The sequence below is a fragment of the Corynebacterium stercoris genome, assembly GCF_024160105.1.
GTDB classification, from domain to species: Bacteria; Actinomycetota; Actinomycetes; order Mycobacteriales; family Mycobacteriaceae; genus Corynebacterium; species Corynebacterium stercoris.
On the sequence record NZ_JAMFTQ010000008.1, the window covers coordinates 61,389 to 82,958 of the forward strand.

Here is a 21,570-nt window from a genome sequence, read left to right on the forward strand (position 1 = left end):
GCGTCGGGGGCATGAATCTGATGTCGTTCCTCGAGGCCGCCGCCGGCGATGCGCTGGCGATGCTGGCCGGGTTCGACATGGAACAGGCCGTCGCGTTGGGCATGCAGCCGAACAGGGCACGCTCGCTTGCCGACGTTCATTCCACTTACCTCGCACCCACCCACGCCCACAAACAGCAGGCGAAGGCCGTGTCGCTGGTGCGCGAAGCCGGGTTGTCGCTGGACCACCTGGTGTACTTGGAGGGCTATCTCAAACAGCTGCCGGTGCGCGAGCGCGGGGCGAAGCGCCTTGAGGCCCTGGACGCGGTGGCGAAGGCGCGGCCAAAGAACTACAACGCGTTTACCCGCACCGTGAAGGCGGCGGTGCCCATCGAGCAGAAGCCGCCGGAGGAGACGGCGAAGTTCGGCCGCGGCCGCATGGGCCTGGCGCCGATCCTGCTGTGGATGGACGAGCACGACGCCGCCGACATCTACCACGCCGCCAGCGAGCACACAGACCCGGACAAGCCGCTCGGCCCGCAGCTGCTCAAGAACTTGGTGGGCATCTTCCGCGCGAACACCGGCGAGGGCGCGGAGGGCGCGATGCCGGTGCCGTTCTCGGTGCCGCGGCCGATCGTGAGCGTCCCGCTCGCCGACTGGGTGGCCATCCACGAGGGCGAAGGCGACGAGGTCACGCTCGGGCTTTCCGACGGCACCACCATGACCGGCGCCGAATTCATCGAGCGTTTCGTCGCCACCGCCGAGAACCACCTGGAAATCGCGCTGGTCAAGCCGGGCTACGGGGCGGTCAACCTGTACGACACGAGCCGCTTCGCCAACGACAAGCAGCGCACCCTAGCCAGCCTGGTGAACCCGGTGTGCCCGTGGCCGGGGTGCAAATCGCCGGCGGCGCGTAACCAAGCCCACCACGTCACCCCCTGGAAGCAGGGCGGGCCCACCAACTTAAGCAACCTGGTCATGGTGTGCAGGTACCACAACTACGTCAATGATGATGACGTCGGGAAGCAGAAGCGCGGACGAATAGAGATCCGCGACGGCGAGGGGGTGTGGGTGTCGCCGGGCGGAGTCCCGGTCTCAAACGATTACCACCCCTACGGCGTCATGCGCACAGTTTAGAAAAACGGCAGGACCGGCACCGCGGCGTACGGCACGGGCTGACCCAGCCGGAACCCGCCCCACGCGAGCGCTGCGGCCGTGAGCACGGCCCAGATCAGCATCGCGCGCCCGTTCATGCCCAACACCGGAATCAGCTCGCGGCCGGTCGCGCCGCGGCGCACTGTGAGGATCGACGCCACCGCGAAGGGCAGGGCGGCGAATGCGATGAGCGTCGGGAAGAAGCCTGGTGCGAGCACCAGCGACACCGCGAACGGCGCCAGCGTGAGCACCGTGAACAGGGTGCGCGCGGAGTGATCGCCGAGCTTCACGGCGAGCGTCTGCTTGCCGACGGCAGCGTCCGTCTCAATATCCCGAATATTATTCGCCAGGTTGACTGACGCGGAGATCGCGCCGATCGCGACGGCACACAGGAAGCCCTCGAGCGAGACCATGCCCGACTGCGTGAACTCCGTGCCCATCACCGCGACGAGGCCGAAGAAGACGAACACCGCGATCTCGCCGAGGCCGGAGTAGCCGTAGGGGCGCGTGCCGCCCGTGTAGAACCAGGCCGCGAGGATGCACGCCGCGCCGACGATGATGAGCCACCACGAGCTCATCACGGCGAGAATGATGCCGAAGACCGCCGCCGCCGCGAACGCCGCGAACGCCGCGAGCTTCACGTCCTCCGGGCGCGCGAGGCCGGAGGCGGTGAGGCGGGTGGGGCCGGAGCGGTCGTCGTCGGTGCCGCGGATCCCGTCGGAGTAGTCGTTGGCGTAGTTGACACCCACGATCAGTGCCCAGGCCACGCCGAGCGCGAGCAGCGCCTTGCCCAGGTGCGGGGAGCCCCAGAATGCGGCCGCGCCCGTGCCGGCGATGACCGGCGCGAACGCGTTCGGCCACGTGTGCGGGCGGGCGGCCTGCCACCAGTCCTGGAAAGTGGCGGCGTTGCGGGGTGCGGTGGGTTCCTGCGGTTGCGTCATGCCCACCATCATGCCCCTTCAGGGTCTAGAACGGGCGGATGAACGGTCTGCGCTGCTTGTGGCGGTAGCGGGCCGGCTGGTGCAGCATCGCGGTACCGGGCTGGAGGTGGGAGGTAAGGGTCGTGGCGTACTTCGGATTCGTGGTCTGAGTTTTCCTGTGGAGCGTCTCGGTCCTCACACCCCCTGATTATCGCGAGAATTACACCGTTGTGAGTAAGACGCACACGTCACACGGTTGAACTTTCGGTGAATAGAATCTGCCACATGAAACGGAAGAGACTCATTGGGGCAGTTGTGGCGGCCAGCCTGCTCGCGCAGGTGCCCTCGCCGGCGAGTGCGACGCAGGGATCGGCGGAGCGGTTGAGCAGCGCGGCCGACGAGGCGCGCTACCGCCAGCAGCCGCTGTTCTATTTCGGCGGCTTCGCGATCTATCCGTGGGTGCTCGCGCGCGTCGTCGGCGTGGGGGCGCTGGTGGCCGCGGTCATCGCAGGCCTCGTTGAGGCGGCCAAGGCTGGCGGGCAGGGCAGCAGTTAGAACAGGTTGCGGGCGGCCGCGCGGTCGAGCTTGCCGGGGCCGAGCAGGGGCAGCTCGGCGACCCGCCTGATGTCTTTGGGAACCTGCCAGCGGGCGAGTTCGCCGGCGTCGACGAGGTCGTCGAGCGCGTCGAGCACGTCGGCCACCGACGCGGACCCGGTGTACGCGGCGCAGATGCGCTCGCCCAGCCGCGGGTCGGGGATGCCGACGACGCAGGCGTCGGAAATGCCGTCGATACGCAAAAGCCACCGCTCCAGCACCTCGGGGTGGAGCTTGAGGCCGCCGGAATCGATGACGTTGTCGATGCGCCCGGAGATGTGAAGGCGGCCGTCGATAAGCGAGCCTGCGTCGGAGGTGCGGAACCAGCCTCCGGCGAGGTCGTCGGCGAACGGGAGCGCGTCGGCGTTCCGGTACCCGCGCGCGACCATCGGGCCGCCGAGGTGGACGCGGCCGCCCTGGATGCGGATTTCGGCGCCGGGAATGGGCACACCGTCGTAGACGCAACCGCCGGCGGTTTCGGAGGCGCCGTAGGTGGTGACGGGGTTGATGCGCAGGCGGCGGGCGGCGTCGAGCAGCTGCGGGTTCGCGCTCGCGCCGCCGACGAGGACCGCGGTGAAGCGTCGTAAAGCGTCGATGCCCGCGAGCGTCGACATGGCTTTGTCCAGCTGCATCGGGGTGAGCGCGGTGTAGCAGCGGTCGCCGGTGCGGGAGAGCTCCGCGGCGCGCGCGGCGAATTCGGCGACGTTGAAGCCGCGCGTGAGGTCGAGCGCCGCCGGCTCGACGCCCGCGACCATCGAGCGCACCAGCACCTGGATCCCCGCGATGTACGCGGCGGGCATCGCGAGCAGCCACTGCCCCTCGCCGCCGAGCGCCTGGTGCGTCGCGTCGGCGCTGGATACCAGGTTTGCGGTGCTCAGCAGCGCGCCCTTCGGGGTGCCGGTGGAGCCGGACGTACTGACGACGACCGCAACATCCGCCTCCACCGGCGCCCCCGGCGCGAGGGTGTTGCGCAGCAGGTTCGCACGCGCGGGGTCGTTCGCGGGCACCGGCAGGATGGTGCGGCGCCCGGTTAGCGCCTCCTCGAGCACGGGCATGAGCGCCAGCGGATCGCGCGGGTCGACGTAGGCGAGCTCGAGGAGGTGTGTCACGGACTAGAGAGTAGAGCTAGTGCTTTCCGACGGCACCATCCGCCGCTCAGCGGCACTAGTAGTAGTAGGGGAACTGGTCCCAGTTCGGCGGGCGCTTCTCAAGGAAGGAGTCGCGGCCCTCGACGGCTTCGTCGGTCATGTAGGCGAGGCGGGTGGCTTCGCCGGCGAAGACTTGCTGGCCCATGAGGCCGTCGTCGGTGAGGTTGAACGCGAATTTCAGCATGCGCTGGGCGGTGGGGGATTTGGTGTTGATCTCCCGCGCGGCCTGGATTGCCTCGGCCTCGAGCTCGCCGTGGTCGGCGACGATATTCACCGCGCCCATGCGCTGCATCTCCTCGGCGTTATACGTGCGGCCGAGAAAGAAAATCTCGCGCGCGAACTTCTGGCCCACCATCTTGGCCAGGTAGGCGGAGCCGTAGCCGGCGTCGAAGGACCCGACGTCGGCGTCCGTCTGCTTGAAGCGCGCCTCCTGGCGCGAGGCGATGGTCAGGTCGCACACCACGTGCAGCGAGTGCCCGCCGCCGGCCGCCCACCCGTTCACCACGGCGATGACCACCTTCGGCATCGTGCGGATCAGCCGCTGCACCTCGAGGATGTGCAGGCGCCCGCCTTCGGCCTTCACGCGCGCCTCGTCGACACCGTCGGCGGTGGCTGCCGCGTCGTCGCTGTCGTGCGCCACCGCGTACTGGTAGCCGGAGCGCCCGCGAATGCGCTGGTCGCCCCCGGAGCAGAACGCCCACCCGCCGTCCTTCGCGCTGGGCCCGTTGCCGGTGAGGAGCACGGTGCCTATCGACGGATCCTTCCGAGCGTCGTCAAGCGCTGAGTACAGCTCGTCGACGGTGTGGGGCCGGAAGGCGTTGCGCACCTCGGGGCGGTTGAAGGCGATGCGGACGATGCCGTCGGCACGCGTGGTGCCCACGTGGCGGTGGTAGGTGATGTCCGTGAAGTCGAAACCCTCGACCGCGCGCCACTGGCTCGGGTCGAAGGGCTGCTCGGTGGAGTACGTCATGCCCCCGATGCTACGTGGCCAGCACAAGCGCGATCGCCCCCGCGCCCAGCGCCAGCACCGCCGCGGAGAGCACGGTCACGCGGGCGAGCGCGGGGGCGACGCGCTCGTCGCGGATGCCGCGCACCTCGCGCAAGTAGTCCGCGCGGTTGGACAGCACCACAAACGCGCTCGACGCCACCAGCCCCGCGATCAACGCGAGCACCCCCACCCCGTACACGTCGGCCCAGCGCAGCAGGATCAGCGACACCACCAGCATCGAAATCGCCGTGCGCGACCACGACATGGAGGTGCGCTCCGGCTGCAGTCCAGGGTCGGCGTGCACGGCCTACACCAGAATCATCACGGCCGTGACCGCGAGTGCGACGAACACGATCAAGGACAGCACGGGCACAATCGCCGGCACCGGCAGCGGACGGCCGCGGCGCATCGCGCGCTCCACGTGCACCCAGCGCACCGCGGCCCCGGCGGCGATGCACAGACCGCCCAGGATCACCAGCACCGCCACCGCCTTCTGGTGCTGCGGGTGCACGCCGTGGATGTCGAACGCCCCCAGCGCGATCCCGCCGGCCAGAAACGCCAGCGCGGTGCGCGTCCACGCGAGGTACGTGCGCTCGTTGGCCAGGGTGAAGCGCGGGTCCGGCTCGTCGCCGTCGGGGAAGACGCGCCGGGCGAACCAGCCGCGTGCGTCATCGGTGCTCATGGCAGCCAACGCTACGCTGGCCGGCATGCACGTGCCCACCTTGGAGGACATCCTCGACCGCGCCCACGTCGTCGCCCTGCCCATGGCGGTGCGCTTCCGCGGCGTGACCACCCGCGAGGCCCTGCTCATCGACGGCCCCGCCGGCTGGGGCGAATTCTCCCCGTTCCTCGAGTACGCGCCGCGCGAGGCCGCCGCGTGGCTCAACGCCGGCATCGAGGCCGCCTACCTGGGGCTGCCCGCCGCCGAGGGCGCGGTGGAGGTCAACGGCACCGTCCCCGCCGTGCCCGCAAGCGAGGTCGAGGCGGTGCTCGCGCGCTTCCCCGGCGTGCGCACGTTCAAAATCAAGGTCGCGGAGCAGGGGCAGACGCTTGCCGACGACATCTCCCGCGTCAACCGCGTCCGCGAACTGCGCCCCGACGCGGTGCTGCGCGTCGACGCGAACCGCGGCTGGACGGTCGCCGAGGCCGTGGAGGCCGAACGCGCGCTGAGCGCCACCGGCCCGCTCGAGTACATGGAACAGCCGTGCGCGAGCGTGGCCGAGCTCGCCGAGCTGCGCAGCCTGGTTGCTACCCCCATCGCGGCCGACGAGTCCATCCGCCGCGCCGCCGACCCGTACGAGGTTGCGAGGCGTGAGGCGGCGCAGATTGCCGTCGTAAAGCAAGCGCCCCTTGGAGGGGTGCGCAACCTCGTGCGCATCGGCCGCGACCTGGGGCTCGAGCTCACCGTTGCAAGTGCGCTGGACACCGCCGTGGGCATCGACGCCGGACTCGTCGCCGCGAAGCTCACCGGCTCGCGCGCCGCGGGGCTGGCCACGCAGCGGCTGTTTCTCGAGGACGTCGCGCCGGAGCGCACGCTTGCCGACGGCTCCTTGCCCGTCACCCGCACCACCCCCGAACCGGAACGGTTGCACGGCCTGCGGGCTGCAAACGAGCGTCGGGAATGGTGGTTCGAGCGGGTGCGCGCGTGTTACCCCCTGTTACGGGGTAATACGGAAGTGGTTTCGGACGCAAATGGGTAATAGCCGTTTCTCCGGCGGGGGTGGCGCATTACAGTTTTATGCGTACCGGCGGTGATTGCCGCCAAAAATCGCTGTGAGCAAGCTGGAAGGAAGGGGACTGACGTGTCGACTCCCGTGACCCACGAGTCGTCCGCGCTGTCGGACGGCGACCTTGCCAAGAGCCCGGAACCGGGCGAGTGGCGCCGCCAACTCATCGGACTCATTGCGGGTGTGGCCCTGGCCATTCTCGTGTACTACATCTTCCCGGCCGGCGCGGGCGACACCGTCGCCGCGTCCCCGGGCGCCAAGGAGGGTGTCGAGTACACCTCCGAGGCCATGCGAGTCGTCGCGGCCGCGACCGTGCTCATGGGCGTGTGGTGGATGACCGAGGCCATCCCGCTGGCCGCGACCGCCCTGCTGCCCATCGCCATCTTCCCCGTCATGGGCGTGGCGCCGTTCAAGGAAGTCGCGTCCCCGTACGCCGCCTCCACCATCTTCCTGTTCATGGGCGGCTTCCTCATCGCCCTCGGCCTGCAGCGCTGGAACCTGCACCGCCGCCTCGCGCTGGTGGTTGTGAAGATCGTCGGCACCAGCCCGAAGCGCATCATCCTCGGCTTCATGCTGGCCACCGGCTTCATGTCCATGTGGGTGTCCAACACCGCGACCGCCGTGGTCATGCTCCCCATCGGCATGTCCGTGCTCATGCTCACCGCCGATTCCGTCGGCGGCATGGGGAACCAGAAGCGCTTCGCCACCGCCCTCATGCTCGCGATCGCGTACTCCGCCTCCATCGGCTCCCTGGGCACGCTGATCGGTACCCCGCCGAACGCCCTGATGGCCGGCTACATGAAGGAAGCGCACGACATCACCATCGGCTTCGGCCAGTGGATGCTCGTCGGCCTGCCTGTCGCCGTCATCTTCACCTTCATCGCGTGGTGGGTGCTGATCACCATCTTCAAGCCTGAGGTGGATCAGATCCCGGGCGGCAAGGAGCTCATCGACAACGAGATCAAGAAGCTCGGCCCGTGGACTTTCCCGCAGGTCATGGTCGGCATCATCTTCCTGCTCGCCGCAGTGAGCTGGATCGTCATCCCGCTGCTGCGCAACCAGCTCGACCTGAAGTTCCCGTACGACGACGCCATTGTGGGCATCATCGCCGGCCTCCTCATGTTCATCATCCCGGCGAAGAAGGACGGCAAGCGCCTCCTCGACTGGGAGACCGCCAACGAGCTGCCGTGGGATGTCCTGCTCCTCTTCGGCGGCGGCCTGTCCCTGTCCGCAATGTTCACCGCCACCGGCCTGTCCCTGTGGATTGGTGAGGCGGCGAAGGGCCTCGCAGTCCTGCCGATGTTCCTGCTGATCCTGGCCGTGGCCCTGCTGATCATCTTCCTCACCGAGCTGACCTCCAACACCGCGACCGCCGCGACGTTCCTCCCGATCATGGGCGGTGTCGCCGTGGGTATCGGCCTGACCGCCTCCACCGAGATGAATGTGATGCTGCTCTGCATCCCGGTCGCGCTCGCCGCGACCTGCGCGTTCATGCTCCCGGTGGCCACCCCGCCGAACGCGATCGCCTACTCCTCCGGCTACGTGAAGATGGGCGACATGATCAAGGGCGGTATCTGGCTGAACATCATCGGCACCATCCTGATCTCCCTGGCGACGTACTTCATCGCCGTGCCGGTGTTCGGGCTCGTGATCTAGCCGCCCCGCCCCTCGAAGCGCTGAGACCCCGCTGAAGGCCTCAGCGCTTTTTGCTGCGTTCCGACGGCACCGCGATACGCTACACAGCATGGATAACCAGACGCCCCGCCAGCGCCCCAAGCAGGTTTTCCCCGACCAGCAGCCGCGCTACGAGGAGACGCAGTACGAGCAGCCGCGCTACGAGCCGCAGTACCAGGAGCCGTACTACGAGCCCTACGCCCCGCCGGCCCCGGAGCCGCAGCAGCGCGACAACGTGCCGGCGATCATCCTGGGCGTGCTCTTCGCCATCGCGGCGGTGGCGGCGACGGTGCTGTTCTTCCTGTGGCGGGGAGCGGCGGCGGAGGCGAACAAGCCGCCGGTGACTGTCACGCAGACGCAGACGCAGATGGTCACCACGACGGAGACAACGACGAAGCGCCCGTCGATCTTCGGCCGCGACGAGACCGCCGCCACGGCCCCGCGCGAGCCGTCCCCGCAGGACCCGCCGCAGCCGCCGTCGTTCGAGCTGCCGCAGGATGTCCGCGACGCGCTCAACGACCTGCGCGACGAGGCCGAGTCCATCTTCCAGGGCCAGTAGGGTGAGGCGAATGGATTCGATCGCTCTCGCCGCCCGCGTCGCGGAGGTCCTCGCGCGCAACGTCACCGACGTCGTCTTAAGCCCGGGTTCGCGCAACTCGCCGCTGGCCTACGCCCTGCTCGCGCGCGGGGACATCCAGGTGCACGTGCGTATCGACGAACGTTCCGCAGCCTTCACCGCCCTCGGCCTCGCCCGGGTGCAGCGCCGCCACGTGGCGGTGGTCATGACGTCGGGCACGGCGGTGGCCAACACGTACCCGGCGGTGATCGAGGCGCACATGTCGCACACGCCGATCGCGGTCGTGAGCGCGGACCGCCCGGAGCGCCTCGTCGGCACGGGCGCGAGCCAGACCATCTGGCAGCAGGGCATCTTCGGCCGCTACGCCCAAACGCAGCAGGTGGCCACCCTCGAGGACGCCGATGCGATCTCGTTCGCCGCGGACCAGGTGCACATCAACGTGGCGCTGGATACGCCGCTGGTGCCTGAGGCGCTGCAACCGAGCGTCGGCACGCGGCGGCGCGTGGGCCCGGGGCGGCTGGATACGGCCCCGACCTGGGTGGACCACGGCGAGGTCGCGGTGGATTTGAGCCGCGACACGCTGGTCATCGCGGGCGACGAGGCGTGGGACGTGCCGGGGCTCGAGCACGTGCCGACGATCGCGGAGCCGACCGCCCCGACCCCGTTCCACCAGGTGCACCCGCTGGCGGCGCGCTTCTTCGCGCAGTCTGAGGTCGCGATTTCGCACGACGGCGGGGATTTCGCCGCGTCGACGAAGCCGGAGCAGGTGATCGTGGTGGGGCACCCGACGCTGCACCGCGACGTGATGGCGCTGCTCTCAGATCCTGCGATCGAGGTCATCGGCATCACGCGCACGGCGACGGTGACGGGCGCGCCGGATCGCGTCGGCAGCCGCGTCAAGGCGACCGGCCAGCCGAGCGACACGTGGCTGAAAATCTGCGAGGCCGCCGGCGATGTCGGAGCCGAGACCGTGCGCACCACGCTTGCCGACGCCGCTTTCGGCCTCACCGGACTCCACGTCGCCGCCGCGGTGTGCGACACCCTCGCGGTGGGGGACACGCTGGTGCTGGGGGCATCGAACCCGGTGCGCGACGCCTCACTGGTGGGCATGCCTTTCGACGGCGTGGACACCTACGCCCCGCGCGGCGCCGCCGGCATCGACGGCACCGTCTCCCAGGCCGTCGGCGCGGCGCTGGCGACGCAGGCCCTGCGTGCCGACGAAATCCGCGCCCCGCGCACCGTCGCCATCATGGGGGACCTCACCTTCCTCCACGACATAAACGGGCTCCTCATCGGCCCGGACGAGCCGCGGCCCGGCAACCTCACCATCGTGGTGGCCAACGACAACGGCGGCGGGATCTTCGAGGCGCTCGAGCCTGGGGCCGAGGCGCTGCGCGGCCAGTTTGAGCGGGTGTTCGGGACGCCGCACGGGGCGAGCGTCGAAAAGCTTGCGGAAGCGTACGGCGCGGCGTACCGGAAGGCGGAGACCCTGGCCGAGCTGACGCAAACCCTGGGGGATCTGGAGGCTGAGCCGGAGCCGATCGCGGTCGTGGAAGTGCCCACGACGCGGGCGACGCGGCGCGCGATGGCGGAGCGCTTGAATAAGTAAAAATTCACGTCCCATTCACGTTTCGTTGCCGAAACGTTTCCGCAGGCTTGCAACACTGGCGCATTATGCGTGTGGGAATTGTTGCCGAATCCTTTCTGCCCAACATCAACGGCGTGACCAACTCGGTGCTCCGCGTGCTCGAGCACCTCAAGCGCGAGGGGCACGAGGCGATCGTGATCGCGCCGGGCGCACGCGAGTTCCAGGAGGAAGTGCCGGACTATCTCGGGTTCGAGATCGTCCGCGTGCCCACGGTGCGCATCCCGCTCGTCGATTCCCTGCCGGTGGGCGTGCCCACCACCACCGTCACCGCGGCGCTGGCCGAGTTCAAGCCCGACGTGATCCACCTGGCCAGCCCGTTCGTGCTCGGCGGCGCGGGCGCGTTCGCCGCGCGCCAGCTCGACGTGCCGGCGGTGGGCCTGTACCAGACCGACGTGGCCGGTTTCGCCACGAAGTACCACGCCGCGATGGTGGCGTCGATCGCGTGGGATTGGACCCGCACCATCCACAACATGTGCGAGCTGACGCTGGCGCCGTCGTCGGAAGCCATCCGCGAGCTCGAATCCCACGGCATCAACAACGTGCGCCACTGGGGCCGCGGCGTGGACGCGGAGCTGTTCACGCCGGAGCGCCGCTCTGAGATGCTGCGCCGCCAGTGGGATCCGTCGGGGGAGAAGAAGGTCGTCGGCTTCGTCGGCCGCCTCGCCGCGGAGAAGAGCGTGCACCGCCTCGCGCCGCTGGCCGAGAACCCGGGGATTCAGCTGGTCGTCGTCGGCGACGGCCCGGAGCGCCCCGCGCTGGAGGAGGCGCTGCCCGGCGCGGTGTTCACCGGGGCGCTGTCCGGCGAGCAGCTCGCCCGCGCCTACGCGTCGCTGGACCTGTTCGTGCACACCGGCGAGTTCGAGACGTTCTGCCAGGCAATTCAGGAGGCGCAGGCCTCCGGCGTGCCGACGATCGGCCCCCGCGCCGGCGGCCCCATCGACCTGATCAAGCACGGCGTCAACGGCCTGCTGCTCGACGTGGACACCTTCGAGGAGGAGCTCCCGGACGCGGCGACCTGGATCCTCGACGACGCCCGCCTGCCGGAGCTGAAGGCCACCGCCCGCGAGTCCGTCTCCGACAAGACGTGGGACGCGCTGTGTACCCAGCTCGTCGGCTACTACGACGAGGTCATCCGCGGGTACAACCGCAACGTGGTCAACCTCTTCGGCCGCGATGTCGCGCTGCCGGGCTGGGCCCGCATTCCGCGCCGCCGCGGCGCGTGAAGAGCACGGCGATAGAGATCACATCCCGTTGTCTTCAGTTTCAGCGCTTCTGAACGTAGGCTTGCTTGTGTAAAGTAAACCTAACTTCAAGGAGTGCTGATGGCGGGCGTGACGGAGCGCACGCTTTTCGACGTTCCCGTCGGCGGCCAGGCAGTCATCGCCGCCGCCATGGTCGACGCAAAGCTGGACCGCCGCCTGCGTGAGCTGGGCCTTCGCGGCGGCGCGGCGGTCACCGTCCTGCAGAAGACTGCCGGCGGCGGCCGCGTGGTGAAGGTGCGCGACACCCACTACGCCCTCGACGCCTACGCGCTGAAGCACATCCTGGTGGATTCCGAGGAGCAGGACCGATGAGCACGCCCGTTACCCCAGGCTCCGGCCAACTGCCGGCTGATGTGGACCCGAACGCCGGTAATGGAGCGTCGGCAAGCGCTTGCTCCCACTGCGGTGCCGCGGCGAACGAGGTGTCCCACGGCGCGCCGACGATCGCCCTGGTGGGCGCCCCGAACGCGGGCAAGTCGACGCTGTTCAACGCGCTGACCGGCGCGGGTGCGACGATGGGCAACTACCCAGGGACCACCGTGGAGATCTCCCGCGGGGTGTGGCACACGCACAAAGCGTTCCGACGTTCGAGCCAGCGCGGCACCGAGTACAACGTCATCGATTTTCCGGGCGCGTACTCGCTCGACCCGATGAGCCCGGACGAGGCGCTGACCAGCGACCTTTTGCTGCACAACTCCGGCCCGAACCGCCCCGACCTGATCATGGTGGCGGTGGATACCTCCAACATCGCGCGCGGGCTGTACCTGGCGGCGCAGATCGCGGAGCACCCCTACCGCGTCGTGGTGGTGCTGACGAAGGGCGACGTGGCGCAGCGCCAGGGCCTCGAGGTGGACGCAGATGCGCTGTCGCGCAGCTTGGGCATGCCGGTGGTGGCCATTGATCCCCGCCGCCGCGACATGTCCACACTCGCCGAGACGGTCGCGGCCGAGCTGCAGCGGCCTGCCCGGGTGATCCGCCCGGTCGACCTCGCCGCGCACGCCCACCTCGAGGGCAACGACCTCGAGTTCGCGGCCGCCGACGCCCGCTTCGAGTGGATCGATGACGCCGTCGCCGCCGCTACAGTGCGCGACGAGCAGCAGGCGTCGACCACCGAGAAGATCGACCGCTTCGTGCTCCACCCGGTGCTGGGCCCGGTGATCTTCCTCGCCGCGATGTGGCTGGTCTTCCAGATCACCACCACCGTCGCCGCGCCGTTCCAGACCCTGCTCGAGGACTTCTTCACCGGCCCCGTGTCCAGCTGGGGCGAAGCCTTGCTCACCGCCGTGGGCTTGGATTACCCGTTCATGCACGGTTTGCTTATCGACGGCATCATTAACGGCGTCGGCATGGTACTGACCTTCGTGCCGCTCATGGCGCTGATGTTCCTCTGCCTCGCTGTGCTGGAGGATTCCGGTTACATGGCCCGCGCCGCCGTGGTGGCGGACCGCGTGATGCGCGCCATCGGCCTGCCGGGCAAGGCGTTCATCCCGCTCATCGTGGGCTTCGGCTGCAACGTCCCGGCGATCTCGGCGACGCGCGTGCTCGGCTCGCCGCAGCACCGCCGAATGACGGCGCTGCTCGTGCCCTTCACCTCCTGCTCGGCCCGGCTGACTGTGTACGTGATGCTGGCCAACACCTTCTTCCCGGACCACGCGGGCACGGTGGTGTTCGCCATGTACGTGGTGTCGATCCTCTTGGTGGTGCTCTCCGGCCTGCTGCTGAAGAACCTGCTGTGGCGCACCATGGGCGCTGACCCGCTGGTCATCGACCTGCCGGTGTACCAATGGCCCACTGCGCGCCTCTCGCTGTCCGTCATGTGGGCGCGCCTGCGCGGCTTCCTGCAGACGGCGGGCGGCATCATCGTCGCCACCGTCGTGGCCATCTGGTTCCTGCAGTCCACTCCGGCGGTGGCCGGCCACACCTGGGGCGACGAGGAGCTCGCGCCGCAGGACTCCGTCTACGGCGTGGTGTCCGACGCGATCGCCCCCGTCTTCGAGCCGGCCGGCTTCGGCTCCTGGTCGCTCACCGGCCCGCTCATCACCGGCTTCCTGGCCAAGGAGGCGTTGATCTCCACGTGGGCGCAGACGTACGCGCTGGAGGATCCTTCCGAGGGCACCGGACAAGAGCAGGGCGAATCCGACCTCGCGCGTGCCGTGCGCGCGGACTTCGACCAGACCTCCGGCGGCCATCCGATCGCCGCGATCTGGGCGTACATGATCTTCCTGATGGCCTACACTCCGTGCGTCGCGACGCTTGCCGCCCAGCGCAGAGAAATCGGGTGGAAATGGACAATGCTCGGCATGGTGGGCCAGCTCGCGCTCGCGTGGGCGCTGGCGGTGGGCACGTTCCAGCTGCTGCGGCTGTTCTTCTGATGCGTCCGATGGAGGCGGTGACCGCCGCGATCCGCGAGGGCGCGCGCAGCCGCGCCGAGATTCGGGAGCGCACCGGTCTGAACGCGTCGACGCTCGATGCCGTCATCCACCACCTCGAGCGCACGGGGCGACTCACGCTGGAGGAGCTCGGCTCGGCGTGTGCGGGCGGCAGCTGCAATTCCTGCATCGCGGCGAAGGCGAACGGCGCCACGTGTGCGACCCGCGGCAACGGCCCGGTGGCGCTGGTGCTGACGAAAAATCCCCCCGCGTAGACTGCCTAAGCATGGCCAAGGCAGACCTGGAGAAGAAGCCCTTCGACGTTGCGGGGATGTTCGACGACGTGGGCGAGAAGTACGACATCACGAACACCGTGCTGTCCTTCGGCCTGGACAGGACGTGGCGGCGCCGCACCCGTGAACGCCTCGACCTCAAGCCGGGGGAAAAGGTGCTCGACCTCGCCGCCGGCACCGCGGTGTCCACCGTCGAGCTGGCGAAGTCCGGCGCGTGGGTCGTGGCCTGCGACTTTTCCCAGGGCATGCTGGCTGCCGGTCGGGACCGCGACGTGCCCAAGGTGGCTGGCGACGCGATGCACCTGCCGTTCGCGGACGACACGTTCGACGCCGTCACCATTTCCTACGGCCTCCGCAACATCCACGACTTCGAGGCGGGGCTGCGCGAGATGGCGCGGGTGACCAAACCGGGCGGGCGCCTGGCGGTGAACGAGTTCTCCACCCCCGTCATCCCGGGCTTCCGTCGCTTGTACAAGGAGTATCTGCCGATCGCGCTGCCACGGGTGGCGCGCGTGTTCTCCTCGAACCCGGAGGCCTACGAGTACCTCGCCGAGTCCATCCGCGCGTGGCCGGGACAGGAAGAGCTGGCGAACGCGATCGAGCGCAACGGCTGGGAAGACGCCGGCTGGCAGGACCTGACCGGTGGCATCGTGGCGCTGCACAGCGCCGTCAAACCCGCTTAGGCCACGTCCCAGAGCGGGGCGTTGCGCGGGGCGGCGCGGCCGGCGGCCCGCCACGCGCGGGCGATGACGTCGGTGTCCTCGTCGGTGATCAGGTTGCCCATGAGCCGCGCGGCGGCGGGCATGAGGTAGCGCCCGCCGATGCCGCGCATCGCCAGCGGCCCCACCGCCGGCAGGAATTGCGGGTAGGTGAGCAGGCGCGCCGCGGTGCGGGCGAGTGCAAAAGCGTCGCCGTAGGCCTCGCGCAGTAGCAGCGGCCACGCGAGTGTGAGATCCCCGCCGTCGGCTATCAGCTCCACGGCCATGGCGGCGGTTTCCATGCCGTAATCGATGCCCTCGCCGTTGAGCGGGTTCACGCAGGCGGCCGCGTCGCCGATCAGCGCCCAGTTCGGCCCGGCGACATTGGAGACGGCCCCGCCCATCGGCAGCAGCGCCGAGGTGACGTTTCGCTCCGGCCCGAGCTGCCACGCCTCGCGCTGCTGCGCGGCGTAGCTGGCCAGCAGCTTTTTCGTGTTCACCTTCGCCGGCCGCGCGTCGGTGCTGAGCGCCCCGCAGCCCAAGTTCACCGCCCCCTCGCCGTCCTCGCCCGCGCCGAGCGGGAAGATCCACCCGTAGCCGGGTTGCACGGCACCGTCGGCATCGCGTAGTTCAACGTGGGAGTGCATCCACTCTTCGTCGGCAAGCGGGGTGGCGCAGTAGGAGCGCGCGGCGATGCCGAACACCTCGCCCTTGTGCCACTGCCGCCCCAGCAGCTTGCCGAAGGGGGAGCGCACGCCGTCCGCCACGATCACCCACCGCGCCCGCACGGGGCCCTTGTGCGTATCGACGCTCGAAATCAGCCCCCCGGCAAACTCCGCACCCGTCGCCGGGCAGTTGTGCCAAACTTCGGCGCCGGCGGCGCGGGCTTCGTCGACAAGCAGTGCGTCGAAGACGGCGCGCGGGGAGGCGGAACCCACGGTGCCGTAGGGGGAGTCCGGCCACGGAGCGGTGACGTCGCCGCCGAAGCCGTGCAGCTTGAGGCCGCGGTTGCGGTACGCAGGGAGAACGTCGTCGAGCCCGAGTGTGCGCAGCACGTGCACCGCGCGCGGGGTGAGGCCGTCGCCGCAGGTCTTGTCGCGGCGCTCCGGCTGGGCGTCGATGAGCAACGTGTGCAGGCCGGCGCGCTGCGCGGCGATAGCCGCGGTGGAGCCTGACGGGCCTGCGCCCACAACAATGCAATCGAACGCCTGGGAATTCACGCGCCTCATTGTGCCAGAGTCGCCCCCGCGGCCCTGCTGCTGTGCGCTCGCCTGCGGTTCGACTACGGTTGAACTGTCATGTGCGCGCCGCCGCGCACCGTTTCTTTTGTCTCGACCTGCAAGGACGCCCCAGATGACCAACGGCACCACACCGTCACCGCGCAACGGGTTCACGCTCGACCTCGGGGATGAGGCGCTGACGAAACGCGTCGCCGACGGCATGGTCGACGTCGAGGCGCTGTTGCGCGAGCGGCTGAACTACGGCGAGGACTTCATCACCGAGAAGGTCAACCACTTGGCGTTCGCTGGCGGGAAGCGCTTCCGCCCGGTGATGGCGCTGTTGTGCAGCGAGTTCGGCCCCAACCCGGGCAACGAGAACGTGGTCAAGGGCGCGGTGCTCACCGAGATGGTGCACCTGGCCACCCTGTACCACGACGACGTGATGGATGAGGCCGACCGCCGTCGCGGCGTCGAGTCCGCCAACGCGCGCTGGAACAACTCCGTGGCCATCCTCGCCGGCGACATCCTGCTGGCGCAAACCTCGCGGCTGATGTCCGAGATTGACACCGAGACCGTCGCGTACTTCGCCAACACCTTCCAGACACTGGTGACGGGCCAGATGCGCGAGACCGAGGGCGCGCGCGGCGCCGACGAGGTCGAGCACTACCTCAAGGTGGTGGAGGAGAAGACAGGCGTGCTCATCGCCTGCGCCGCCCACCTGGGCGCGCGCCACGCGGGTGCCGACGAAAGGGTAGTGGCCTGCTGCGAGCGCATGGGCGCTGCGGTGGGCGTTGTGTTCCAGATCGTCGACGACATCATCGACATCTTCTCCGACCCCGACGAGTCGGGGAAGACCCCCGGCACGGACCTGCGCGAGGGCGTGTTCACCCTCCCGGTGCTCTACGCGCTGGAAGAGGACACGGAAGCTGGCCAGGAGCTGCGCGGCCTGCTCACCGGCCCGCTCACCGAGGACGCGGACGTCGAGCGTGCACTGACCCTCCTGCGCCAGACCCGCGGTCGCGAGCGAGCGCTGGAGACGGTGCGCGAGTACCTCGCCGCCGCCGAGCGCGAGCTCGACGCGCTGCCCGCCGGCCCCGCCAACGATGCCCTGCGCGCGCTGACGCAGCTCACTGTCCACCGTGTGGGTTAGCCCGCCTGAGCTGCCGGTTTGCGCGCAGGCGCATGCGGTGATGTAGAGTAATCCACGCACTTCAAGTGCTCGCCAGGTTGCCCGAGCGGCCAAAGGGAGCGGACTGTAAATCCGTCGGCATTGCCTACAGAAGTTCGAATCTTCTACCTGGCACCCTTGTTTGAAACCCCGTACCCCACCCAGGGTGCGGGGTTTCGTGCATCCCGGGGTGGTAGCTTTCGTCGTCAAGCAAAATGCCCAAAAACAGGCTCTCTGCTGGCGATTTGTGTTCTGAAAGTACATCGGGTTAATCTTTCCAAGGCTTCAACGGAGCGGGTTGCACGCAAGAGCGGCTCACAACAAAGAGGCTGTGCCCCCTTAGCTCAGTCGGCAGAGCGTTTCCATGGTAAGGAAAAGGTCATCAGTTCGATTCTGATAGGGGGCTCTGTTGTTTGCTTAGGCAGGCACATGGCGGTGTAGCTCAGTGGTAGAGCAAGCGACTCATAATCGCTGTGTCGAGAGTTCAATTCTCTCCATCGCTACTCACCTCGATCGGGCGCATTCGGGCCCGTGATAGGGTCTAGGTGCATCCAGTGCGGTGCCCTAGGGGCGTGGCGCAATTGGTAGCGCAACGGTCTCCAAAACCGTAGGTTGCAGGTTCGAGTCCTGTCGCCCCTGCCAGACAATGAAGTTGGAGGAGTTCTTTTGACTAATCCGAACGGTCAGACCCCCGCGCAGCCGACCGGTAAGCGTCAGCTGCACGGGGCTTCTCCTGTTTCCGCCTCCACTTACGAGGCTAAGCGCACCCCGGCCACCCAGGAGCGCGACCCGGACGAGCACACCGGCGGCGGCATCGCGGCGTTCCCGGGCGAAGTCGCCTCCGAGATGAAGAAGGTCATCTGGCCCACTGGCCGCCAGATGGTGAACTACACCCTGATCGTGTTTGCGTTCCTGATCGTCATCACCGCCATCGTGTGGGGTACTGACATTCTCTCCGCCAAGCTGGTTGAGTGGATCCTGATCCGGTAGGTATACTGCAGCGCGTACGTTGTTCCCGCCACCTCGAAGCACCGAGGGAGGCGGGATCTTTTTGGCCCGCGCACGATTTATCGTCGGTACGCTGGTGCACAAAACAACGCACACTGACCGATAAGGAGATCCCGGCCATGACTGAAGCCAACAAGGATGCCGAAGCCACCGTCGAGAACAACGAGCAGGAGATGATCGACGAGGGCGCTCCGGTGGAGCCGGAGACGGACCCCGAAGCCAAGGAGTCCTAACGGGCTCGCGCCTTGTGGGCGCGGGATCTCCGCCAAGGAGAGGGAAGTGAGTATGGACAACGAAAATATGTCCGAGCTGGAGGTAGCGGCCGAGGCCGGCTACGTAGATGAGGCCGCCGCTGACGCTGCCGGCGAGGCCGCCGGTGAGGCGGAAACTGTTGAGGAGTTCGCCGCGGAGATCGAGGACAACCAGGTCATGATCGACGAGGGCGCCCCCGTCGAGCCGGAGACCGAGCCGCTGCTCGAGGCAACTGAGGCAACCGAGGGTGAGGAGCTGGCCGACGCTGCGGAGGAGTCGACCGACTCGGAGTACCGTCGCCGCCTGCGCGAGTACACCAAGGAGCTGAAGAAGCTGCCGGGCGAGTGGTACATCATCCAGTCCTACTCGGGCTACGAGAACAAGGTGAAGACCAACCTGGACATGCGCATCCAGACGCTCGAGGTGGAGGACTCCATCTTTGACGTGGTGGTGCCCATCGAGCAGGCCGTGGAGCTCAAGGACGGCAAGCGCAAGCTGGTCAAGCGCAAGCTGCTGCCGGGCTACGTGCTCGTGCGCATGGAGATGAACGACGCCGCCTGGTCAGTGGTCCGCGAGACCCCGGGTGTGACCTCCTTCGTGGGCAACGAGGGCAACGCGACCCCGGTGAAGCACCGCGACGTGGCCAAGTTCCTCATGCCGAAGGTCGAGCCCACCGCGGGCGAGGCCGCGAAGGCGAACGAGGACGGCGAGACCGTCATCGCCATGCCGGAGCAGGAGGAGAAGCCGAAGCTCGCGCACGACTACCAGGTCGGCGAGGCCGTCACCATTCTCTCGGGCGCGCTGGCGTCTGTGTCGGCCACCATTAACTCGATCGACCCGGAGACCGGCAAGATCCAGGCTCTCGTGTCCATCTTCGGCCGCGAGACTCCGGTGGAGCTCACTGCGGATCAGATCGAACGCATCGTGTAAGGAGGCGTCGGGAAGCATTTTGCTTTTCGACGTTTGCCCCGCGTACACTCAACCGTCGCGCCTGCCTAACCGCAGGTGCGACGGTTTTGTTCGTTTCTCCCCGGTGGCTCCGAGGATGGGGCATCCGGAAGTCTCGCGGCTAGCATCGTGGCCGCGAAGCTGTACCAAGGAATTGAGGTAATTCGATGGCAAAGAAGAAGGTCACTGGCCTGATCAAGCTGCAGATCCAGGCGGGTATGGCTAACCCGGCCCCGCCGGTTGGCCCGGCGCTTGGTGCGCACGGCGTGAACATCGTCGAGTTCACCAAGGCCTACAACGCTGCGACTGAGTCCATGCGCGGCAACATCATCCCGGTTGAGATCACGGTCTACGAAGACCGCTCCTTCGACTTCGTGCTGAAGTCCCCGCCGGCCGCATCGCTGCTGCTCAAGGCCGCTGGCCTGCAGAAGGGCTCCGGCGTGCCGCACACCCAGAAGGTCGGCAAGGTCACCTGGGAGCAGTGCAAGGAGATCGCCGAGACCAAGAAGAACGACCTCAACGCCCGCGACATCGAGGCCGGCGCCGCGATCATCGCCGGTACCGCCCGTTCCATGGGCATCGAGGTCGAGAAGTAAGACCCCTGCGGCAGCGCCACCTGCGTGCTGCCCGTGGTAGGGCCAGCCAGGCCCGCCCCCACCACACCCTTGCGGATGCTGCCGCCAGCATCCGCACGACACATAAGGATTGAACATGGCAAAGAAGTCCAAGCGCTACGAAGAGCTGCTGGCACAGGTTGACCGCGAGCGCGTGTACCACCCGCTCGAGGCTGTGAAGCTCGCGCAGGAGACCTCCTCCAAGAACTACGACTCCACCATCGACGTGGCGATGCGCCTCTCCGTCGACCCGCGCAAGGCTGACCAGCTGGTCCGCGGCACCGTCAACCTGCCGCACGGCACCGGTAAGACCGTCCGCGTGGCAGTCTTCGCCGAGGGCGAGAACGCCACCAAGGCGCAGGAGGCTGGCGCAGACATCGTCGGCACCGACGAGCTGATCGAGCAGATCAACGCAGGCCAGATCAACTTCGACGTGGCAATTGCTACCCCGGACCAGATGGCCAAGGTCGGTCGTGTGGCCCGCGTGCTCGGCCCGCGTGGTCTGATGCCGAACCCGAAGACCGGCACCGTCACCCCGGACGTCGCCAAGGCTGTCCAGGACTCCAAGGGCGGCAAGATCGCCTTCCGCGTGGACAAGGCTTCCAACCTCCACGCCCTGATCGGCAAGGCCTCCTTCACCCCGGAGCAGCTCGCCGAGAACTACGGCGCTCTGCTGGACGAGGTGCTGCGTCTCAAGCCGGCATCCGCCAAGGGCATCTACCTGAAGAAGATCACCATCTCTGCAACCCAGGGCCCGGGCGTCCCGGTCGACCCGTCGGTGCAGAAGAACTACTCCGTGCAGGCGTAACGCCACAACGGTACGTACACCCCGGTTCGGACTCGTGCGACGAGTCTGGGCCGGGGTTTTTCTTGTGCGTCTCCGCTCGCGCACGCGCGATTTGGATTCGGGCGGGCACGCGCGCTAAGGTTGCTCTCCGAAGTTTGAACGGGGTGAAAGCCCCGAGCTCAAGTTTCACCGAAGACCGTCGGCCACTCCCTTGCGGAGTCGAAGGTATCCCACCCCAGGGATCGGCCCACGCAGGAGAAACGTGGCACACCTTTCACGGATGCCTCGTGCTTCTGCACGGGGCATTTTTCAATGCTCCGGGCGGATACAAGGACATGAAGTTATTGGAAGGAGGCGTGTGTCATGGCAAACCCGAAGAACGTTGCGGAGCTGGCTGAACTGAAGGACAAGTTCGCTGACTCCAGCGCTGTGTTCCTCACCGAGTACCGCGGTCTGACCGTGAGCCAGCTGCAGCAGCTGCGCGGTGAGCTCGGATTTGATGTTGAACTGCACGTCGCCAAGAACACCCTCGTCAAGATCGC

24 protein-coding genes and 4 tRNA genes are annotated in these 21,570 nt (G+C 68.0%); 21 read left to right on the forward strand and 7 right to left on the reverse strand.

The annotated features are described in order from the left end of the window. Positions 1–11 precede the first annotated feature (11 nt). Entirely contained in the window at positions 12–1,115 is a 1,104-nt protein-coding gene (locus M5J20_RS07645; RefSeq protein ID WP_253578173.1) for an HNH endonuclease signature motif containing protein, read from the forward strand. On the opposite strand, the gene M5J20_RS07650 is transcribed toward M5J20_RS07645, so the two are convergent. Beyond that, positions 1,112–2,083 carry a 1,4-dihydroxy-2-naphthoate polyprenyltransferase gene (locus M5J20_RS07650; protein WP_253578220.1) on the reverse strand — a complete coding sequence of 324 codons (972 nt, stop codon included), beginning with the start codon at positions 2,081–2,083 and terminating at the stop codon, positions 1,112–1,114. The two genes, M5J20_RS07645 and M5J20_RS07650, sit on opposite strands and share 4 nt — an antisense overlap. 16 nt (positions 2,084–2,099) lie before the next feature. Further along, on the reverse strand, positions 2,100–2,252 hold the full coding sequence (locus tag M5J20_RS07655; RefSeq protein WP_253578175.1) for a hypothetical protein: 153 nt from the start codon (positions 2,250–2,252) through the stop codon (positions 2,100–2,102). Between the two features lie 86 nt (positions 2,253–2,338). Here M5J20_RS07655 and M5J20_RS07660 point away from each other — a divergent pair, with 86 nt between their 5' ends. Next, positions 2,339–2,608 (forward strand): hypothetical protein, encoded by a 270-nt coding sequence (locus M5J20_RS07660; protein ID WP_253578177.1) that lies wholly within the window; start codon positions 2,339–2,341, stop codon positions 2,606–2,608. Here M5J20_RS07660 and menE read toward each other — a convergent pair. The 4 genes from menE to M5J20_RS07680 are packed head-to-tail and all read right to left on the reverse strand — an operon-like array spanning position 2,605 to position 5,465. Then, the gene (gene menE / locus M5J20_RS07665; RefSeq protein ID WP_253578178.1) at positions 2,605–3,756 is read right to left on the reverse strand and encodes an o-succinylbenzoate--CoA ligase; all 1,152 of its coding nucleotides are present in this window, start codon (positions 3,754–3,756) and stop codon (positions 2,605–2,607) included. The two genes, M5J20_RS07660 and menE, sit on opposite strands and share 4 nt — an antisense overlap. 55 nt (positions 3,757–3,811) lie before the next feature. Continuing rightward, on the reverse strand, positions 3,812–4,765 hold the full coding sequence (locus M5J20_RS07670; protein ID WP_253578180.1) for a 1,4-dihydroxy-2-naphthoyl-CoA synthase: 954 nt from the start codon (positions 4,763–4,765) through the stop codon (positions 3,812–3,814). A gap of 10 nt (positions 4,766–4,775) precedes the next feature. After that, positions 4,776–5,087 carry a DUF202 domain-containing protein gene (locus M5J20_RS07675; protein WP_253578182.1) on the reverse strand — a complete coding sequence of 104 codons (312 nt, stop codon included), beginning with the start codon at positions 5,085–5,087 and terminating at the stop codon, positions 4,776–4,778. A gap of 3 nt (positions 5,088–5,090) precedes the next feature. Beyond that, entirely contained in the window at positions 5,091–5,465 is a 375-nt protein-coding gene (locus M5J20_RS07680; protein ID WP_253578184.1) for a YidH family protein, read from the reverse strand. 25 nt (positions 5,466–5,490) lie between these two features. Here M5J20_RS07680 and M5J20_RS07685 point away from each other — a divergent pair, with 25 nt between their 5' ends. The 9 genes from M5J20_RS07685 to M5J20_RS07725 all read left to right on the forward strand — a co-directional run bounded on the left by M5J20_RS07685 (position 5,491) and on the right by M5J20_RS07725 (position 15,016). Further along, complete coding sequence (locus M5J20_RS07685; protein ID WP_253578185.1) at positions 5,491–6,483, forward strand: o-succinylbenzoate synthase; 993 nt, start codon at positions 5,491–5,493, stop codon at positions 6,481–6,483. 102 nt (positions 6,484–6,585) lie between these two features. Beyond that, a complete protein-coding gene (locus M5J20_RS07690; protein WP_253578187.1) occupies positions 6,586–8,166 on the forward strand; it encodes an SLC13 family permease in 1,581 nt (526 codons plus the stop codon). An 88-nt stretch (positions 8,167–8,254) separates the two neighbouring features. Further along, positions 8,255–8,743, forward strand: coding sequence for a hypothetical protein (locus M5J20_RS07695; protein ID WP_253578189.1), 489 nt, complete (start codon positions 8,255–8,257; stop codon positions 8,741–8,743). Between the two features lie 10 nt (positions 8,744–8,753). Then, positions 8,754–10,370, forward strand: coding sequence for a 2-succinyl-5-enolpyruvyl-6-hydroxy-3-cyclohexene-1-carboxylic-acid synthase (gene menD, locus M5J20_RS07700; protein ID WP_253578191.1), 1,617 nt, complete (start codon positions 8,754–8,756; stop codon positions 10,368–10,370). Between the two features lie 65 nt (positions 10,371–10,435). Next, positions 10,436–11,632, forward strand: coding sequence for a glycosyltransferase family 4 protein (locus M5J20_RS07705; RefSeq protein ID WP_253578193.1), 1,197 nt, complete (start codon positions 10,436–10,438; stop codon positions 11,630–11,632). Positions 11,633–11,731: 99 nt separating this feature from the next. Next, the gene (locus M5J20_RS07710) at positions 11,732–11,983 is read left to right on the forward strand and encodes a FeoA family protein (protein WP_253578195.1); all 252 of its coding nucleotides are present in this window, start codon (positions 11,732–11,734) and stop codon (positions 11,981–11,983) included. Then, positions 11,980–14,043, forward strand: a complete 2,064-nt coding sequence (gene feoB, locus M5J20_RS07715) for a ferrous iron transport protein B (RefSeq protein ID WP_253578197.1) — start codon at positions 11,980–11,982, stop codon at positions 14,041–14,043. The genes M5J20_RS07710 and feoB overlap by 4 nt, the downstream gene beginning before the upstream one ends. 8 nt (positions 14,044–14,051) lie before the next feature. Continuing rightward, complete coding sequence (locus M5J20_RS07720) at positions 14,052–14,315, forward strand: FeoC-like transcriptional regulator (RefSeq protein ID WP_253578199.1); 264 nt, start codon at positions 14,052–14,054, stop codon at positions 14,313–14,315. An 11-nt stretch (positions 14,316–14,326) separates the two neighbouring features. Further along, positions 14,327–15,016: a demethylmenaquinone methyltransferase gene (locus M5J20_RS07725; protein WP_253578201.1), complete on the forward strand. Its 690-nt coding sequence runs from the start codon at positions 14,327–14,329 to the stop codon at positions 15,014–15,016. On the opposite strand, the gene M5J20_RS07730 is transcribed toward M5J20_RS07725, so the two are convergent. Beyond that, the gene (locus M5J20_RS07730; protein WP_253578203.1) at positions 15,013–16,260 is read right to left on the reverse strand and encodes a geranylgeranyl reductase family protein; all 1,248 of its coding nucleotides are present in this window, start codon (positions 16,258–16,260) and stop codon (positions 15,013–15,015) included. The two genes, M5J20_RS07725 and M5J20_RS07730, sit on opposite strands and share 4 nt — an antisense overlap. Before the next feature lie 124 nt (positions 16,261–16,384). On the opposite strand from M5J20_RS07730, the gene M5J20_RS07735 reads away from it, so the two are divergent. From M5J20_RS07735 to rplJ, 10 genes are all read left to right on the forward strand, one after another. Then, positions 16,385–17,401 carry a polyprenyl synthetase family protein gene (locus tag M5J20_RS07735; protein ID WP_253578206.1) on the forward strand — a complete coding sequence of 339 codons (1,017 nt, stop codon included), beginning with the start codon at positions 16,385–16,387 and terminating at the stop codon, positions 17,399–17,401. A 71-nt stretch (positions 17,402–17,472) separates the two neighbouring features. Further along, a tRNA-Tyr gene (locus tag M5J20_RS07740) sits at positions 17,473–17,554 on the forward strand. 198 nt (positions 17,555–17,752) lie between these two features. Then, positions 17,753–17,825 (forward strand) — tRNA-Thr (locus M5J20_RS07745). 25 nt (positions 17,826–17,850) lie between these two features. Continuing rightward, positions 17,851–17,922, forward strand: a tRNA-Met gene (locus M5J20_RS07750). 63 nt (positions 17,923–17,985) lie between these two features. Next, positions 17,986–18,061 (forward strand) — tRNA-Trp (locus M5J20_RS07755). A gap of 24 nt (positions 18,062–18,085) precedes the next feature. Continuing rightward, positions 18,086–18,409 carry a preprotein translocase subunit SecE gene (gene secE, locus M5J20_RS07760; protein ID WP_253578208.1) on the forward strand — a complete coding sequence of 108 codons (324 nt, stop codon included), beginning with the start codon at positions 18,086–18,088 and terminating at the stop codon, positions 18,407–18,409. 303 nt (positions 18,410–18,712) lie between these two features. Continuing rightward, complete coding sequence (nusG, locus tag M5J20_RS07765; RefSeq protein WP_253578210.1) at positions 18,713–19,609, forward strand: transcription termination/antitermination protein NusG; 897 nt, start codon at positions 18,713–18,715, stop codon at positions 19,607–19,609. Between the two features lie 185 nt (positions 19,610–19,794). After that, entirely contained in the window at positions 19,795–20,223 is a 429-nt protein-coding gene (gene rplK / locus M5J20_RS07770) for a 50S ribosomal protein L11 (protein WP_253578212.1), read from the forward strand. Between the two features lie 115 nt (positions 20,224–20,338). After that, positions 20,339–21,049, forward strand: coding sequence for a 50S ribosomal protein L1 (gene rplA / locus M5J20_RS07775; RefSeq protein WP_253578214.1), 711 nt, complete (start codon positions 20,339–20,341; stop codon positions 21,047–21,049). Between the two features lie 342 nt (positions 21,050–21,391). Then, positions 21,392–21,570: 50S ribosomal protein L10 (rplJ, locus tag M5J20_RS07780; protein ID WP_253578222.1), on the forward strand; the 179-nt coding region annotated here is incomplete at its 3' end.